Below are 17,269 nucleotides of genomic sequence, written 5' to 3' on the forward strand. Positions count from 1 at the left end.
AGCAAGCCGGCTCCCATGCGTCGCCAGGGCGTGCTTAGCGCACGATGCTGACGCGCTTGCCCGACAACGTGCGGCGGGCCGGATCGCCATGCACGGTGATGCGACCGGAACCGCTGGCGCGGGCGTTGACTTCACTCTGGACGGTGACGTCGATGTCGCCGGAACCGTTGCTCGCCAGATAGGCAACGTCGCTGCGCAGGGCCGCCAGGTTGACGTCGCCCGAGCCATTCACGTTGGCGTCGAGGCGCTGCACGGCGCCGCTGGCGCTGATGCTGCCCGAGCCGTTGACGGCTACGTTGATGCGCTCGCCGCGCACGCTGCCCAGCTGGATGCTGCCCGAGCCGTTTTGCGCCGCGTCCGTATTGCCGCTGGCAAGGGCCGCCGCGTTGATGCTGCCCGAGCCACCGTTGGTCACGCCGAAGCGGCCCACCGTGCCCGACAGTTCGCTCTTCATCGAACCGCGCTGCTCCAGGCTGAAATCATCGCCATTGAGGCCACTCACCACCAGGCGGCCCGAGCCGGAAATATTGATCTTCTTCAATTGCGGCGTCGTATAGATGACGTGGATGCCATTGCTGCTGCGAATGTTCGTATCGCTCCAGAGGCGCAGGGTATTGCCGCTCACGTCGCTGTGGATCAGCGGTTGCAGATTGCTGTCCGCTTCGATCACCAGCGATGCCGCCGGGCCGACGCGCACGTCGATCTTGATGTCGATGCGCTTCATGTTGTCGATGTCGAGCGCGCTGATATTGCTGACCTGGCGCACGTCGCGGCTCACTTGCCCGTTGCCCTGGACGGCATTGCCGCTTGAGTCGGTATAGCGCACTTCGCCATCGTTGGGGTTGATGACGATGGCGCAACCGCCAAGGGCAAGGGCACAGCACAGGGCCAGCAAGGTACGCATGGTGTTTCCTTTATGATTGTTTTAGTTCAGGACAAGAAAAAAGCCGGCTGCCGCGCCGCGGCTGCCGTGCTGTCGATGAGAAGATAGCAAGGCGATACCTTGGCTTGCAGGGAAATGCGATGAACTGCGCAAAATGGGGGCTGAAACGCATTCTGCTTCACCCGGCGCCGCAGGTCCGGCGCCAGAGGGCGGTGCCGCCAACGCCGGCACGGAGGGTACAATGCCTGTGTTCTGGATGCCGGGCGATGCCCCGCGCTTGACCTTGACGGTAGACCGGTCTACCATTAATGACTCAAAAGTAAGTTACTTGGAAAGATACATGCAAGCCCCGATTGATACCAAGCCCCGCTGGGAGCGGCGCAAGGATGCCCGCCCGCAGGAATTGCTCGCCGCCGCCCTCGACCTGTTTGTCGAACGGGGCTTCGCATCGACGCGCCTGGAGGATGTGGCCAAACGGGCCGGTGTGTCGAAAGGCACCCTGTACCTGTACTTTGAGAACAAGCAAGAGCTGTTCAAGGCCGTGGTGCGCGACAATATCGTGCATTCCATCGGCGAGGCGGAAAACAGCATGGCCGCCTCGGACAGCAGCAGCGCCGAGTTGTTGCGCAGCATGATGATGCAATGGTGGGAAGAGTTTGGCGCCACCAAGCTGGCCGGTTTGACCAAGCTGATGCTGGCCGAAGCGAACAATTTCCCGGAACTGGCGCAGTTTTACAACGAAGAGGTGGTCGCGCGCGGCAATGCGCTGATCGCCACCCTGCTCGAACGGGGCATGCAGCGCGGCGAATTCCGCCAGGTCGATCCCGTGCTGGTCAGCACCATCCTCAGCGCGCCCGTCACCATGCTGATGATGTGGACGCACTCCTTCCTGCCGTGCGAGGTCAAGAACATCGATCCCGTCGCCTATATGGATGCCTTTATCGACATGAGCTTGCGCAGTCTGCAGGTGGAGGCGCCCGGGAAAAGTTGACATGCGGCGCTTGCCTCTACCGTTCAGTTGCCCCTATCCAAGGTTCGCCCCCTCAAATCTGCAGATCGTCGCAAATTTCCTCCATTCCCCGTCTTTATGGTTAACATGTGCTTTCAGCCAGTTCAACGATAAAATGGCGGATTATTACTTCACTTACCGAGTCCAAAGATGAATATCGAACAAGCCCGCTTCAATATGATCGAACAGCAGATCCGTCCATGGGACGTACTGGATATCGACGTATTGGAGCTGTTGAACGTGGTCAAGCGTGAAGATTTCGTGCCGGCCGCCTATAAAAACCTGGCCTTCGTCGATACCGAAATTCCACTGGGCGGCGGCGAATGCATGTTGACGCCGAAGCTGGAAGCGCGCATTTTGCAAGACGTAGCCGTAAAAAAGCATGAAAATGTGCTGGAAATCGGCACCGGCAGCGGCTACATGGCCGCTTTGCTGGCGCACAAGGCGCGTCATGTGACGAGCGTGGAAATCGTTCCCCAATTGAAAACTCTGGCCGAGCAGACCCTGGCCGCCAACGGCGTGACGAACGTCACCGTGGAACTGGGCGACGGCGCGCAAGGCTGGAGCAAGGGCGCACCGTATGACGTGATCGTCGTGTCCGGCGCCCTGGCCGTGTTGCCGGAAGCACTGTTGCAACAAGTGAAAGTCGGCGGCCGCATCCTGGCCATCATCGGCGAAGCGCCGATCATGTCGGCGCACCTGATTACGCGCAGCTCGGACAAGGCTTACGACACGCGCAAGCTGTTTGAAACCAATGTCACGCCGCTGCAAGCCGTGACACCGTCGCATTTCCAGTTCTGAGGCGACCGATTCGATGGAGCATTTGAGTGCACCGCAGCTGGCCGCCTGGCTGGCTGACCCTTCCCGCCCGCGTCCGCTGTTGCTGGATGTGCGGGAACAGTGGGAGTTCGACCTGTGCCACCTCGACGGGGCCACGCTGATGCAGATGAACTCGATTCCTGCGCGCATCGATGACCTCGATGAAGATGCCGAGATCGTCTGCATCTGCCATCACGGCATGCGCAGCATGCAAGTGGCGGCCTTCCTGGAGCGCAATGGTTTTGGCAAGATCAGTAATTTGACGGGCGGCGTGCATGCCTGGGCGCTGCAAGTCGACAGCGCGATGCCTACATACTAAGTTATTTTGCAGTAGATGCACCCAGGCATGTTTTCCCGCATGCCTGCGGAGGCCTGTACCCCGCTGATCCGGCGGGCGCAAGGCAAGCGGTAGCAGATTTTTGATTCCATCAACTTTTGACGACTCCAACGGAGAAATGCAATGCGGAAACCCCTTATCGCCGTGCTGATGACCAGCGCCTTTGTCTCGATGACATACTCGCTGCAAGCGCAGGCGGCCGATCTCATCCAGGTGTACCAGCAGGCGCTGGCCAATGACGCGCAGTATGCGAGTGCGCGCGCGGCCTTGTCGGCCGGGATGGAGCGGGTTCCGCAGGGGCTGGCAGGCTTGCTGCCGCAAGTTGCAGCGTCGGGCACGAATACGCGTGGCAATACCGAGCAGATCGTCCAGAACAATGGCGGCAACAAGATCACCTCGCCGTCCGTCAACATGCGCACGAATAGCTATAACCTTACCCTGACGCAGCCGCTGTTCCGCTGGGATCGTTGGGAAACCTATCAGCAAAGCAAGCTGGCGCAAGCGATTGCGGAAGCGCAATTTGCGCAAGTGCAGCAAGACCTGATCACCCGCGTGGCGCAGGCATATTTCGACGTGCTGAGCGCGCAGGACAACCTGGGCGCCACGCAGGCGCAAAAGGTCGCCACGACGGAGCAACTGGCATCGGCCAAGCGCAACTTCGAAGTGGGCACGCAAACGATTACCGACACGCACGAAGCGCAAGCGGCGTACGACCTGGTGGTGGCGCAGGAATTTGCCGCCATCAATGACCTGGCCAACAAGCGCAGCGCCTTGCAAACCATCATCGGCGAAGCGCCGACCACTCTGGCGCCGATGCGCACGGGCGTGGTCATCAGTGCGCCGGAACCGGCCGCCGTCGAGCCGTGGGTGTCATCCGCCGAAGAGCAGAACTACGGCGTCGTCACGGCCCAGTTCAACGTGGAATCGGCCAAGCGCGACATCGGCCGCAACCGCGCCGGCCATTACCCGACCCTGGACCTGATCGCCAACATGGGCCATAGCTACAGTTCCGGTGGCGGCAATGGCAATGGCAACAACAACAACGCCATCGGCGTGCAGTGGAGCATCCCGATTTTCAGCGGCTTTGCCGTCACCAGCAAGGTGCGTGAATCGATCGCGCTGGAAAACAAGGCCCGCAACGACCTGGAAACGGCACGCCGCACGGCCTCGCAAGGCGCGCGCCAGGCATTCCTCGGCGTCAACAGCGGCCTGGCGCAAGTCAAGGCGCTGGAAGCGGCGGAAGTATCGAGCAAGTCGGCGCTGGAGTCGAACCAGCTCGGCTATCAAGTGGGCGTGCGCATCAATATCGACGTCTTGAATGCGCAGAAACAATTGTTCTCCACACAAAAAGACCTGTCGAAAGCCCGCTACGACACCATCATGAACGGCTTGCGCCTGAAGGCGGCGGCCGGTACTCTGAAGGAAACGGACTTGATGCCCGTCAACGCCTTGCTCGACAAGTAAGCGCGGTCTTGCTGAATGAAAACCAGCACCGGCAACGGTGCTGGTTTTTTTTCGTCTTGAAGTGGTGTTACACGGCGCGGCTGTTGGCGAATTGGGTCAGCACGACACCGGCCACCACCAGCCCCGCGCCGGCCCAGTGCAGCGGAGAAATATGTTTGACGGCAAAGCCCAGCAAGCCGTAGCGGTCGATGGCCAGCGCGGCCAGCATTTGCCCGCCGATGACGGCCGCCATGAAGGGGCCGGAGCCCATGCGCGGCGCCAGCATCAGCGCGGCCGTAATGTAAAACACGCCGGCCGCGCCGCCCAGCCAGGACCAGCCCGGTCCCCGCATGGCGAGAGCGACATCGGGCGCCGGTACCCGCCAGACGAGCATCACGAGCGAGGCGAGCACGGCGCTGACGGCCAGCGAAGCGAGGGTGGCCCACAACGGGTGGCCCAGGTTGCGGCCCAGCGCGGCATTCGCGCCCGCCTGGAAGGGGACGACGGCGCCGGCCAGCATGGCCAGCGGGGCAAATACGGTGATCCATCCATGCATGTGACACTCCCACAGTTGAGTTGATGGGATCATCGTATTATGCTGTCATGATTAAATCCAATTCGTAATTTGCCATTCAACTATGCATCAAATGAATAATTTGCGCGCCGTCGATTTGAACTTGCTGGTGATCCTGGAAGCGCTGCTCAGCGAGCGCCATTTGTCGCGCGCAGCGGAGCGCTTGCACATGAGCCAGCCTGCCGTCAGCCATGCGCTGGCCCGCTTGCGCCACTTGCTCGGCGACCCGCTGCTGCTGCGCGGCAAGGGCGGCTTCCAGCCAACGGCGCGCGCCCTGGAGCTGGCGCGGCCGCTGGCCGAAGCCTTGCAAAGCGTGCGCTCCGTGCTCGGTGGCGCCGTCTTCGAGGCGGCCACGGCGCAGCGCGTGTTTCGCCTGGCCATGTCGGATTACGGCGCGGCGCTGATCTTGCCCCGTTTGTTGCGGCGCCTGCGCGTGGAAGCGCCCGGCATCGACCTGGCCATCAGCTATGCCAGCCGACCGGCCGTGATCGCTGGCGTGCAAGATGGCGAGATCGATCTGGCGCTGGGCGTGTTCCCGCAATTGCCCGAGCAGTTACACCGTGAAACCTTATTCGAGGAAACGTTCGTGTGCGCGCTCGATCCGGCCAGCCTGGCGGACGGTGAAACGTTGAGCCTGGAAACTTATCTGGCGCGCCCGCACGTGCTGGTGGCGTCCAGCGAAGGCGGCATGGCGGCCGAAGTCGACGCGGCCCTGGCCCAGCTGGGCAAGGCGCGCCGCATCGCCGTGCGTGTGCCTTACTGGACGGTCGCACCGGATGTCGTGCGGGGGACGGACTTGATCCTGACGGTGGCGCAGCGGGCCTTGCAGGGGAGTGTGGCGCAAGGGCTGGCGCTGTATGCTGCGCCGTTTGCCATCGCGCCGTTTGCGTTTGAAACGATACGGCACCGCCGTACGGATGGCGATGCGGGCATTGCCTGGCTGCGCGCGGCCATTGCCCAGGCCGTCGAGCCAGGCTGAGTTATTACAGGCCGCCGCCCTGGCCGTCGAACTTGCGTTCGATCAATTCGATCTTGTAGCCGTCGGGATCGGTGATGAAGGCGATGACCGTATTGCCGCCTTTCACGGGACCCGGTTCGCGCGTGACGTTGCCGCCATTTGCGCGTGCCGCATCGCACGCGGCGACGATGTCGTCGGCCGAGATGGCGATGTGGCCGTACGCCGTGCCCAGCTCGTAGCTGGTGGTGCCATAGTTATACGTCAGTTCCAGTTCCGCGTGGTCGGGGTTCGAACCATAGCCGACGAAGGCCAGCGTGTACTGGTATTCCGGATTGTCGCTGGTGCGCAGCAGCGTCATGCCCAGGACCTTGGTGTAAAAATCGATGGAGCGCTGCAGGTCGCCGACCCGTAACATGGTGTGCAAAATACGCATCGTAAATCCTTGAGGGTGTAGGGGAATGGCAGGATTTTATGCGTTTTACGGCTTTCTTGCCGAGACCGCCCCTGCCGCCCGGTGATGGAACAGCAGCGGACGGCATGCCGGCGTTACTCCAGATGGGCGTCCAGGGTGATTTCCGTCGCCAGCAACTTCGATACTGGGCAGCCGAGCTTGGCGCGCAGGGCCGCGTCCTGGAACGCTTCTTCGGCGGCGCCGGGAATGGTGGCCACCAGTGTCAGGTGGACGGCCGTGATGGCATAGCTGCCATCGATTTTTTCCAGGCTGACGTCGGCCGTGGTTTTCAGGGCCGTGGCGCGCAGGCCCACCTCGCCCAGCTGGCCGGACAGGGCCATGGTGAAGCAGGCCGCATGGGCCGCGCCGATCAGTTCTTCCGGATTGCTGCCGGGACCGTCTTCGAAGCGCGTATTAAAACCATAGGCTACATTGTCGAGCGCACCGCTTTGGGTGGAAATAAACCCTTTGCCATCTTTAAGGCCGCCACTCCAGACGGCTGATCCTGTTTTTTTCATGATGTACTCCTTGCGTGGTTCGAGCATCCATCATGCGCGAGCCTCCTTTGCCCTTCCGTTCGTTGCGCCACACAGGGGGCGCATGCAGGGGAGCACGTGCAGGGCTTAGTCACTCACGGCGCCGGCGTCACGCGCCAGATGACATTGCCCACGTCGTCCGCCACCAGCAGCGCGCCCGCCTTGTCGACGGCTACGCCGACGGGGCGGCCCTGCGCCTTGCCGTTCCCGTCCAGGAAGCCGCTGACGACGTCGTGTGGCGGCCCGCTGGGCACGCCATTGGCGAAGGGAACATAAATGACTTTATAGCCGCTGAAGGGCTTGCGGTTCCATGAGCCGTGCTGGCCGACGAAGGCACCGCCCCGGTAGCGTTCGGGCAGCAAGACGCCGTCATAAAACGCCAGGCCCAGCGAGGCCGTGTGCGCACCGAGCGCGTAGTCCGGCGCGATGGCGGTGGCCACCAGTTCGGGGCGCGGCGGCTGGACCCGCGCATCGACGTGCTGGCCGAAATAACTGTAGGGCCAGCCATAGAAGGCGCCGTCCTTGACGGACGTCATGTAGTCGGGTACCAGGTCGTTGCCCAGCTCGTCGCGTTCATTGACGGCCGTCCAGAGTGCCCCGCTGTGCGGTTGCCAGGCCAGGCCGACAGGGTTGCGCAAACCCGTCGCATACACGCGTGCCTTGCCCGTCGCGCGCGTGACTTGCCAGATGGCGGCGCGGCCATCTTCGGCCGCCATGCCGTTCTCGCCCACGTTGCTGTTCGAGCCGACGGCAACATAGAGAAATTTGCCATCGGCGCTCGCGACGACGTTCTTGGTCCAGTGGTGATTGATGGGCCCGCCCGGCAAATCGATCACCTTGACGCCCTGTGCCGTGATGGCCGTCTGTCCAGTTTTGTATGGGAAACGCAGCAGCGCATCGGCATTCGCGACATACAGATCGTTACCCACCAAGGCCATGCCAAATGGCGAGTGCAAGCCTTGCAGGAACACGCTGCGCGTTTGCGCCATGCCCTTGCTATCGATGCCGCGCAGCAAGGTGATGCGGTTGGCGCTGGGCGTGGCGGCGCCCGCTTTTTTCATCTGCATCTGCATGATGGCGCCCTTGATTCCCTTGTTGTCGTCCGGTTTCGGCGGGGCGTTCGTTTCCGCCACGAGCACGTCGCCATTCGGCAGCACGTACAGCCAGCGCGGATGGTCGAGGTCGCGCGCATACGCGTGGATGGCCAGGCCGGCCGCGGCCACGGGGCGTTGATCTGCCGTCCAGCGCTGCACGGGCGCCACGTTGACGGTGGGAATGAATTGCTTGTCCGGCGCGGGCAGGGCGGGCTGCGGACCAAAGCCCGCGAGCATGGCGAGTGGTGCCTGGGCGTGGGCGGTCGTGGCGCCGCAGGCAGCGGCCAGCAGGAATGAACAGACGTAACGGTGCATGGCGTACTCCATAGCAGCAGTGCGTGACAGTTGGAGTCAGCGCGCCTTCTTTGGTTCCAGCTGCGGGTCGGGACGCGCTTGCTGCGGTGCAGCCGGTTTGACTTTTTCCACGCCGGGCTGGGCGCGCCGGTCCGTGTCGACCAGGCCCTGTTCCAGGTCGCTGGCCGCCTGTTGCATGATCTTGCGCGGTCGCACGTCTTGCGCATCGGGCGATTCATCGCGCTCGTGCGGCAGACGGTCGACGCCGTCATTCTTGACCTTTTCGTCGGTATTGATCTTGCGTTCACTTGGTTGGGTAAGCATATGGCCTCCTGACAGTAAAGTGGAACCAGTGTCCCGCCGCGGCAGGCCGCCTGCAAGCGGATTTGTCCATGCAGGGAGCGCTGGCGCACGCATGGATGATTCTTTTTCTGCGCTACACTGCGTGCAACACCAAGAACGCCCCTTGCGGGCACACGGCAGCCGCACTATACTGTGCATATATACAGTATCATGCGATGCCGGCGTGCGACGCGACAGCCTGGGGCGGTTTGCCACCGAATTCATTACCGAGACTCTTATGCCCGTCGATACACACGCCGAACAGCGCGCCGAACAGCCAGCCGCTACCTTGCCAGCCCCGGGCGAGCGCTTCAACCTGGGCGCCAAGACCATCGCCCTGGTCGTGCGCCAGAATACGGATGGCATTGCCGAGCCCGTGAAAAGCATCGTCGATTTTCTGCAAGTGCTGGGTCACACGGTGGTCTTCGAGGCGGAGACGGCCGCGCACCTGAACCTGGCGTTTCCCGGCGTGCGCGCCATGTCGCCGGCCGAGATCGGCGCCGCCGCCGATTGCGCCATCGTCATGGGCGGCGATGGCACCATGTTGGGCATTGCGCGCCAGCTGGCGCCATTCGACGTCCCCTTGATCGGTATCAATCAAGGACGATTGGGTTTCATGACGGATATTCCGCTCGAGCGCATGCTGCCCGTGCTGGCGCAAATTCTCGGCGGCCGCTTCAAGGCCGAACGCCGCACCTTGCTCGAAGGCAGCGTGCTGCGCGACGGTGTATCGATTCACGTGGGCATGGCCGTCAACGATGTCGTCGTCTCGCGCGGCGCTGGCGCCGGCATGGCCGAATTGCGCGTCGAGGTCGATGGCCACTTCATGTACAACCAGCGGTCCGATGGCTTGATCATTTCCACGCCCACGGGCTCGACCGCGTATTCGCTGTCGGCTGGCGGCCCGCTGCTGCACCCGACCCTGGGCGGCATCGTGCTCGTGCCGATCGCCCCGCACGCGCTGTCGAACCGGCCCATCGTCCTGCCCGATTCCAGCCAGATCGTCGTGGAAATTGTGCGCGGGCGCGATATCAGCGTCAATTTCGACATGCAGACTTTTGCCAGCCTGGTGCAGCAAGACCGCATCCTCATCCGCCGTTCGCCGCATACGATTACCTTCCTGCATCCGGAAGGGTGGAGTTACTACAACACCCTGCGTGAAAAGTTGCACTGGAATGAGTACCCGTCGGGCGAGGGCAAGCTCAGCTAACATTTTTCTCCACTTCAACCCGCGGTGCGCCGCCCAACCACTGAAGCCATGCTCCATACACTGTCCATTCGCGATTTTGTCATTGTCGATACCATTGAACTGGAATTTTCCGCCGGCTTCAGCGTGCTGACGGGCGAGACGGGCGCCGGCAAGTCCATCCTCATCGATGCGCTGACCCTGGCGCTGGGCGGGCGCGGCGACGCCAGCGTGGTGCGCGAAGGCGCGGCCAAGGCCGACATCACGGCTGATTTTTCCGTCAGTGAAGTGGCGCAAGCGTGGCTGGTGGCCAATGAATTCGCCAACGACGATGGCGGCGCCCTGCTGCGCCGCGTGATCGACAATGCGGGCCGCTCGAAAGCGTACATCAACGGCATTCCCGCCACGGCGGCGCAGTTGCGCGAACTCGGTGACATGCTGGTCGACATCCACGGCCAGCACGCGCACCAGTCCTTGCTGAAAAGCGAGGCGCAGCGCGCCTTGCTCGACGGCCAGGCGACGGCGCGCGAAGCGGGCGCGGAACAGGATGCGCGGCAAGTGGCGGCCCTGCACAAGCGCTGGCGCGCCCTCGTGCGCCAGAGAGAAGAATTCGAAACGAATGCCGCCAACGTGCTGTACGAACGTGAGCGCCTGGAATGGCAAGTGGGTGAACTGGAAAAACTGGCCGCCAAGCCCGGCGAGTGGACGGAGATCACGAACGAGCACAGCCGCCTGTCGCACGCGGCCAGCCTGCTGGAAGGGGCGCAGGAAGCGCTGGCGATCATTTCCGAGCAGGAAGACCATCCGATCGTGTCGCAACTGTCGGCCCTGAACCAGAAGCTGGGCAAGCTGGTCTCCGTCGATGCGGAATTGCAGCCCATCGTCGACCTGATCGAATCGTCGCGCATTCAGCTGCAGGAATCCGTGTACGCGCTGAACAATTACCTGGACCGGGTGGAACTGGACCCGGAACGCCTGCACCAGCTCGACGCACGCATGGAAGCCATGCACAGCACGGCCCGCAAATTTCGCGTCACGCCCGAAGATTTGCCGGAGGAACACGCCAAGCTGTCGGAAAAGCTGCAGCACCTGGCCGACGCTTCCGACATCGAAGGCTTGCTGCGCCAGGAAGCGAAGATCGAGGCCGAATACCGCGCCGTGGCCGAACGGTTATCAGACACGCGCCGTGCCGCCGCCCTGGAGCTGGGGCAAGCCGTCACGCGCGCGATGCAGGAACTGAGCATGACGGGCGGCAGTTTTGAAATCGCCCTGCACCCGTGCGAGCCGGCCGCCCACGGCCTCGAGCAAGTGGAATTCCTCGTTGCCGGCCACGCAGGCACGGCGCCACGCTCCCTGGCGAAAGTGGCGTCCGGCGGCGAACTGGCGCGCATCGCGCTGGCCATTTCCGTCATCACCTCGCATGCCACCACCACGCCGACCCTGATCTTCGACGAGGTCGACAGTGGCATCGGCGGCGCCGTCGCCGAAGTCGTCGGGCGCTTGCTGAAACGCCTGGGGCAGGGACGGCAAGTGCTGTGCGTGACCCACTTGCCGCAAGTGGCCAGCCAGGCGAATCAGCATTTCCAGGTGGCAAAAAGCACCCTGGACAATGGCAAGACGGCCTCGCGCATCGACATGCTCGACGCCAAGGCCAGGGTGGAAGAAGTGGCGCGCATGCTGGGCGGCCTGGAAATCACGGCCACCACGCGCAAGCATGCGCGTGAACTGCTGGCAATTTAAACGCAGGCTTAAATCCGGGGTCAGACCCCCGGATGCGTTAGCGCTGAGCTTGACGTTAGCGGCATTGAGGGTCTGACCCCAGCACTTCGCTATTAACTCAATGCAACTATAATAACTGGCTAATCCATCCAACGCCTTCGAAGAGCCTTCATGTCATTTCAAACAGAACCTCCGTACACGCATGGCAGTATCGACCGCAGCGCCGTGGTGCTGGTCAACCTGGGCACGCCCGATGCGCCGACGTCGTCGGCCGTGCGGCGTTACCTGAAGCAATTTTTGTCGGACCCGCGCGTGGTGGAAATTCCCCGCATCGTCTGGTGGTTCATTTTGAACCTGATCATCTTGCCGTTCCGCTCCGGCCAGTCGGCCAAGAAATACGCGTCGATCTGGACGCGCGAAGGCTCGCCGCTGAAAGTGCATACGCAAAAGCAGGCCAAGTTGCTGGCCGGCGCGCTGGCCGAGCGTGGCCACGACGGCGTCACGGTGGCCATGGCCATGCGCTACGGTTCGCCTTCCTTGCCCGACGTGCTGGCCAGGCTGAAAAGCGAAGGCTGCGAGCGCATCGCCATCCTGCCGGCCTATCCGCAATATTCGGGCACGACGACCGGTTCCATCTACGACGCCGTATTTGCCCATTACGCCACCGTGCGCAATGTGCCGGAATTGCGTTTTATTAAGCAATACCACGAGCACGACACGTATATCGACGCCTTGCGCGACTCCGTGCTGAACCATTGGGACGCGCATGGCCGTCCGGAAAAACTGGTGATGAGTTTTCATGGCGTGCCCAAGCGCACCTTGCTGCTGGGCGACCCCTACCACTGCCAATGCCTGAAAACGGCGCGCCTGCTGGCGGAAAAGTTGAAATTAACGAAAGAGCAATACGTGGTGACCTTCCAGTCGCGCTTTGGCAAGGCCGAATGGCTGCAGCCGTACACGGCGCCCACCCTGGTGGCGCTGGCGCAGCAGGGCGTCAAGCGCGTCGACCTGCTGTGTCCGGGCTTTACCAGCGATTGCCTTGAAACGCTGGAGGAGATCGCCATGGAAGCCAAGCATGATTTCGAGACGGCCGGCGGCCAGCAGTTTCACTACATCGCTTGTCTGAACGAAACGCCAGCGTGGATCGCGGGCCTGGCGGAAATTGCGGAGCAGCACATGATTGGCTGGCCAACGATTAAGACGGCGGCGCAGCGCGAGGCGGACAAGAAAGCGGGCGAACAGGCGCGCGCGGCGGCCTTGGCCCTGGGCGCGACGAACTGACATTATTGAATTTTTTGCCATCTTAAAGCCGCGCTTGCGCGGCTTTGTCGCATCTGGCGCGGCCAAGAGGTTTTCCAAATAGCAACACCGCCAGTGGCGATGGTCGTGGCGGGGCTGGTAGAATGCCCGCTTTGCCGTGGGAAGCCAGGAAAATCAAGGGATGCGCGCACGGATCGCTGGCCAAAATGGATAGCGTTTTGTAATACGCTGTAACATGGATCGATGTAATTCTGGTTTTGCCATGCATACCCCTTGAAACAATAGGATATAGCCCCATCTGCCCGTTAGTGTTGTAAAGATAGTTAGACTAACTCATTTAAGTCATTGATTGTAGGAGCTTTTCAGATGCAAGATCAGGAAAACCAAGCTGTACCTAATCCGCAAGCGGACGCCGCGGCGACTGCCCCATCGACTCCCGCAGAGCCTACTTTGGAAGAGCAGCTGGCGAGTACCGAAGCGCGTCTTGCAGAGATGCACGATGCCTTCATGCGCGCCAAGGCTGATGGCGAAAATATCCGCCGCCGCGCGCAGGAAGATGTTGCTAAAGCGCACAAATTCGCAGTCGAGAGCTTTGCCGAAGCCATGGTGCCCGTCAAAGACAGCCTGGAAACGGCGCTGACGGTGGAAGCACCGACCATCGAATCGCTGAAAGAAGGCGTCGAGATGACCTTGAAGCAATTGAACGCCGCGTTCGAGCGCAACCGCCTGGTGGAAGTATTGCCAGTGCAGGGCGAGAAGCTCGATCCGATGAAACACCAGGCCGTTGCCGTGGTGCCGGCGGACCAGGAAGCCAATACCATCGTGTCAGTCCTGCAAAAGGGCTATATGATTGCGGACCGCCTGCTGCGTCCAGCCATTGTAACGACCGCGCAAGCAAAATAATCAGAGTGCGGCATCAAGCAAGCCTTGAAACCATGCCGCTTTGCCACATATAAGAACCATCTGAAATCTAGCAAATAAAAGGAAATAAATCATGGGTAGAATTATCGGTATCGATCTGGGAACCACGAATTCCTGCGTTTCCATCATGGAAAACGGTCAACCAAAGGTAATCGAAAACGCTGAAGGCGCACGCACGACGCCGTCGATTATTGCTTATCAAGAAGATGGCGAAATTCTCGTCGGCGCGCCAGCGAAACGCCAGGCCGTGACCAATCCGAAAAACACGCTGTACGCAGTCAAGCGTCTGATCGGTCGCAAGTTCGACGAAAAAGAAGTCCAAAAAGACATCGCTCTGATGCCGTACCAGATCATGAAAGCCGACAACGGCGATGCATGGATCGGTGTACGCGACAAAAAACTGGCGCCGCCGCAAATTTCGGCTGAAGTCCTGCGCAAGATGAAGAAAACGGCAGAAGACTACCTTGGTGAAGAAGTCACCGAAGCCGTCATCACCGTGCCTGCGTACTTCAACGACTCGCAGCGCCAAGCTACCAAGGATGCCGGCCGTATCGCTGGCCTGGACGTCAAGCGCATCATCAACGAGCCAACCGCGGCAGCGCTGGCGTTCGGCCTGGACAAGACCGAAAAAGGCGACCGTAAAATCGCCGTGTATGACTTGGGTGGCGGTACGTTCGACGTGTCGATCATCGAAATCGCGGATGTTGATGGCGAGAAACAATTTGAAGTGCTGTCGACCAACGGCGACACCTTCCTGGGCGGCGAAGACTTCGACCAGCGCGTCATCGATTACATCATCGACGAGTTCAAGAAGATCAATGGCATCGACCTGAAAAAAGATCCGATCGCCCTGCAGCGCATCAAGGCTTCGGCCGAGCGCGCGAAGATCGAATTGTCGTCGTCGCAGCAAACCGAGATCAACGAGCCGTACATCGCCATGGCGAACGGCGCACCGGTCCACTTGAACCTGAAGATGACCCGCGCCAAGCTGGAATCCCTGGTGGAAGAGCTGATCACGGCCACGATGGAACCATGCCGCATTGCTATCAAAGATGCTGGCGTGAAAGTGTCGGACATCGATGACATCATCCTGGTCGGCGGTATGACGCGTATGCCGAAGGTGCAGGAAAAAGTGAAGGAATTCTTCGGCAAGGATCCACGCAAGGACGTGAACCCGGACGAAGCCGTCGCCGTGGGCGCAGCGATTCAAGGTTCGGTTCTGTCGGGCGAACGCAAGGACTTGCTGTTGCTGGACGTTACTCCTCTGTCCCTGGGTATCGAAACCCTGGGCGGCGTGATGACCAAGATGATCCACAAAAACACGACGATTCCGACCAAGTTCAGCCAAGTGTTCTCGACGGCCGACGACAACCAGCCTGCGGTGACCATCAAGGTCTTCCAGGGTGAGCGCGAAATCGCCGCCGGCAACAAGGGCCTGGGCGAATTCAATCTGGAAGGCATCCCGCCAGCATCGCGCGGCACGCCACAGATCGAAGTGACCTTCGACATCGACGCCAACGGCATCTTGCATGTCGGCGCGAAAGACAAGGCCACCGGCAAGGAAAACAAGATCACGATCAAGGCCAATTCCGGCTTGACCGAGGCTGAAATCCAGAAGATGGTCAAGGATGCCGAGCTGAACGCGGAAGAAGACAAGAAGGTCAAAGAATTGGCCGAGTCGCGCAACCAGGCCGATGCTCTGGTACACTCGACCCGGAAATCCTTGACCGAATACGGCGACAAGCTGGATGCGGGCGAGAAAGAGAAGATCGAAGCGGCGATCACCGACCTGGAAGCGAGCATCAAGGCGGGCGACAAGGCTGAGATCGACGCCAAGGTGGAAGCACTGTCGAGCGCATCGCAGAAACTGGGCGAAAAAATGTATGCCGACATGCAAGCGCAGCAAGCTGCCGGCGGCGCGGAAGGTGCACAGCAAGCTGCTGGCGCATCGGACGCAGGCGCCAAGCAAGACGACGTTGTTGACGCTGACTTCAAAGAAGTCAAAGACAGCAAGTAATGTCTTGCGCTCCCATGAACTGGGGGCAGCCGGGCTGAACGCTACATCGCGGGATTAGCCGCGAAGACCGGCCGAGCCGAGTCGCTGCGCCTAGCGCAGCACTCGACTCGGCTTTTTCGTGTAATTTTTACATCAGTAGATAGACTGCAAGGTGCCGACAACATGGCAAAGCGTGATTTTTACGAGACACTCGGTGTCGCAAAAAATGCTTCGGAAGAAGAGATCAAAAAGTCTTACCGTAAACTGGCGATGAAATACCATCCGGACCGCAATCCGGATAGCAAAGAATCGGAAGAAAAGTTTAAGGAAGTCAAAGAAGCCTACGAGATGCTGACCAATCCGGAAAAGCGCGACGCGTATGACCGTTATGGTCACGCTGGCGTGGATCCGAACATGGGCGGCGGTGGCGGCTTCGGCGGCGGTGCTGGCGGCTTTGCCGACAGCTTCGGCGATATCTTCGGCGACATCTTTGGCGGTGGCGGTGGACGCAGCCGCAATGCGGGGCCACAGGTGTACCGTGGCGCCGACTTGCGCTACAACCTGGAAATTACACTGGAGCAAGCTGCTCACGGCTTCGACACGACCATCCGCGTGCCGAGCTGGGACAAGTGCGACACTTGCCACGGCAGCGGCGCCAAGCCGGGCACGTCGCCCACCACCTGCGGTACCTGCGGTGGCCACGGCCAGGTGCGCATGCAGCAAGGTTTCTTCAGCATCCAGCAAACCTGCCCGAAATGCCATGGCAGCGGCAAGGTCATCACTGACCCGTGCACGCCATGCGGCGGCGCCGGTCGCATCAAGCGCAACAAGACCCTGGAAGTGAAAATTCCAGTCGGTATCGACAACGGCATGCGTATCCGTTCGTCCGGCAACGGCGAACCGGGCACGAATGGCGGTCCGTCGGGCGACCTGTATGTGGAAATCCACATCAAGCCGCACGCCGTATTCCAGCGCGAAGGCGACGACCTGCATTGCGAAATGCCGATCTCGTTCACCAAGGCGGCTTTGGGCGGCGAAATCGAAGTGCCTACCCTGAACGGCAAAGTGTCGTTCACGATCCCGGAAGGCACCCAGTCGGGTAAAACCTTCCGCCTGAAAGGCAAGGGCATCAAGGGCGTGCGCTCCGGTTACGCGGGCGACCTGTTCTGCCACGTGGCCATCGAAACACCCGTGAAACTGACGGAAAAACAGAAAGACCTGCTGCGCGACTTTGAAAAGTCGACGACTGAGGGCGGTGCCAAGCACAGTCCGCAAAGCAAGACCTGGAAAGACAAGGTCAAGGATTTTTTTGAATAAGCACACGTAATACCATGCGCCGGGATGCTTCAACATCCCGGCGTTTTTTTCATCACGACTGAGCAATGTGCGCGCATCGCCGGCCTATGGGCGCGATCTGCCGCCAATGCAGTCGTACGTACACAATGGG

The 17,269-nt window shown here is 61.0% G+C and carries 17 protein-coding genes; 11 read left to right on the forward strand and 6 right to left on the reverse strand.

Annotated features, from left to right (window positions below):
* Positions 1 to 34: 34 nt before the first annotated feature.
* Positions 35 to 904, reverse strand: coding sequence for a head GIN domain-containing protein (locus tag ACPJXG_RS02190; RefSeq protein WP_425253275.1), 870 nt, complete (start codon positions 902 to 904; stop codon positions 35 to 37).
* A gap of 319 nt (positions 905 to 1,223) precedes the next feature.
* Between ACPJXG_RS02190 and ACPJXG_RS02195 the strand changes: the two genes are divergently transcribed.
* The 4 genes from ACPJXG_RS02195 (at position 1,224) to ACPJXG_RS02210 (ending at position 4,512) form a co-directional block, all read left to right on the forward strand.
* A complete protein-coding gene (locus tag ACPJXG_RS02195) occupies positions 1,224 to 1,874 on the forward strand; it encodes a TetR/AcrR family transcriptional regulator (protein ID WP_278317179.1) in 651 nt (216 codons plus the stop codon).
* A 168-nt stretch (positions 1,875 to 2,042) separates the two neighbouring features.
* A complete protein-coding gene (locus ACPJXG_RS02200) occupies positions 2,043 to 2,693 on the forward strand; it encodes a protein-L-isoaspartate O-methyltransferase family protein (protein ID WP_425253276.1) in 651 nt (216 codons plus the stop codon).
* Between the two features lie 13 nt (positions 2,694 to 2,706).
* Positions 2,707 to 3,030, forward strand: coding sequence for a rhodanese-like domain-containing protein (locus ACPJXG_RS02205; protein ID WP_035822603.1), 324 nt, complete (start codon positions 2,707 to 2,709; stop codon positions 3,028 to 3,030).
* A 141-nt stretch (positions 3,031 to 3,171) separates the two neighbouring features.
* Positions 3,172 to 4,512: a TolC family outer membrane protein gene (locus tag ACPJXG_RS02210; RefSeq protein WP_425253277.1), complete on the forward strand. Its 1,341-nt coding sequence runs from the start codon at positions 3,172 to 3,174 to the stop codon at positions 4,510 to 4,512.
* Positions 4,513 to 4,579: 67 nt separating this feature from the next.
* Here ACPJXG_RS02210 and ACPJXG_RS02215 read toward each other — a convergent pair whose 3' ends face one another.
* On the reverse strand, positions 4,580 to 5,047 hold the full coding sequence (locus tag ACPJXG_RS02215; RefSeq protein ID WP_035822599.1) for a DMT family transporter: 468 nt from the start codon (positions 5,045 to 5,047) through the stop codon (positions 4,580 to 4,582).
* A 91-nt stretch (positions 5,048 to 5,138) separates the two neighbouring features.
* Here ACPJXG_RS02215 and ACPJXG_RS02220 point away from each other — a divergent pair, with 91 nt between their 5' ends.
* Positions 5,139 to 6,044 carry a LysR substrate-binding domain-containing protein gene (locus tag ACPJXG_RS02220; protein ID WP_425253278.1) on the forward strand — a complete coding sequence of 302 codons (906 nt, stop codon included), beginning with the start codon at positions 5,139 to 5,141 and terminating at the stop codon, positions 6,042 to 6,044.
* A gap of 4 nt (positions 6,045 to 6,048) precedes the next feature.
* Here ACPJXG_RS02220 and gloA read toward each other — a convergent pair whose 3' ends face one another.
* From gloA to ACPJXG_RS02240, 4 genes are all read right to left on the reverse strand, one after another.
* Positions 6,049 to 6,456, reverse strand: coding sequence for a lactoylglutathione lyase (gene gloA, locus ACPJXG_RS02225; RefSeq protein ID WP_071653386.1), 408 nt, complete (start codon positions 6,454 to 6,456; stop codon positions 6,049 to 6,051).
* A 113-nt stretch (positions 6,457 to 6,569) separates the two neighbouring features.
* Complete coding sequence (locus ACPJXG_RS02230; protein ID WP_425253279.1) at positions 6,570 to 6,992, reverse strand: OsmC family protein; 423 nt, start codon at positions 6,990 to 6,992, stop codon at positions 6,570 to 6,572.
* A 113-nt stretch (positions 6,993 to 7,105) separates the two neighbouring features.
* The gene (locus tag ACPJXG_RS02235; RefSeq protein ID WP_425253280.1) at positions 7,106 to 8,419 is read right to left on the reverse strand and encodes a PQQ-dependent sugar dehydrogenase; all 1,314 of its coding nucleotides are present in this window, start codon (positions 8,417 to 8,419) and stop codon (positions 7,106 to 7,108) included.
* 36 nt (positions 8,420 to 8,455) lie between these two features.
* Positions 8,456 to 8,722 (reverse strand): hypothetical protein, encoded by a 267-nt coding sequence (locus tag ACPJXG_RS02240; RefSeq protein ID WP_425253281.1) that lies wholly within the window; start codon positions 8,720 to 8,722, stop codon positions 8,456 to 8,458.
* A gap of 256 nt (positions 8,723 to 8,978) precedes the next feature.
* Between ACPJXG_RS02240 and ACPJXG_RS02245 the strand changes: the two genes are divergently transcribed.
* The 6 genes from ACPJXG_RS02245 (at position 8,979) to dnaJ (ending at position 17,139) form a co-directional block, all read left to right on the forward strand.
* Positions 8,979 to 9,950, forward strand: a complete 972-nt coding sequence (locus ACPJXG_RS02245) for an NAD kinase (RefSeq protein ID WP_235211748.1) — start codon at positions 8,979 to 8,981, stop codon at positions 9,948 to 9,950.
* A gap of 48 nt (positions 9,951 to 9,998) precedes the next feature.
* Positions 9,999 to 11,666 carry a DNA repair protein RecN gene (gene recN, locus ACPJXG_RS02250; RefSeq protein WP_425253282.1) on the forward strand — a complete coding sequence of 556 codons (1,668 nt, stop codon included), beginning with the start codon at positions 9,999 to 10,001 and terminating at the stop codon, positions 11,664 to 11,666.
* A 150-nt stretch (positions 11,667 to 11,816) separates the two neighbouring features.
* Positions 11,817 to 12,926, forward strand: coding sequence for a ferrochelatase (gene hemH / locus ACPJXG_RS02255; protein WP_425253283.1), 1,110 nt, complete (start codon positions 11,817 to 11,819; stop codon positions 12,924 to 12,926).
* 345 nt (positions 12,927 to 13,271) lie between these two features.
* Positions 13,272 to 13,808, forward strand: a complete 537-nt coding sequence (gene grpE, locus ACPJXG_RS02260; RefSeq protein ID WP_034745977.1) for a nucleotide exchange factor GrpE — start codon at positions 13,272 to 13,274, stop codon at positions 13,806 to 13,808.
* Positions 13,809 to 13,899: 91 nt separating this feature from the next.
* Positions 13,900 to 15,843: a molecular chaperone DnaK gene (gene dnaK / locus ACPJXG_RS02265; protein ID WP_034745982.1), complete on the forward strand. Its 1,944-nt coding sequence runs from the start codon at positions 13,900 to 13,902 to the stop codon at positions 15,841 to 15,843.
* A 162-nt stretch (positions 15,844 to 16,005) separates the two neighbouring features.
* Positions 16,006 to 17,139: a molecular chaperone DnaJ gene (dnaJ, locus tag ACPJXG_RS02270; RefSeq protein ID WP_034745985.1), complete on the forward strand. Its 1,134-nt coding sequence runs from the start codon at positions 16,006 to 16,008 to the stop codon at positions 17,137 to 17,139.
* Positions 17,140 to 17,269: the final 130 nt, after the last annotated feature.

The organism is Janthinobacterium sp. NFX145 (assembly GCF_049810325.1).
Taxonomy (GTDB): domain Bacteria; phylum Pseudomonadota; class Gammaproteobacteria; order Burkholderiales; family Burkholderiaceae_D; genus Janthinobacterium; species Janthinobacterium rivuli.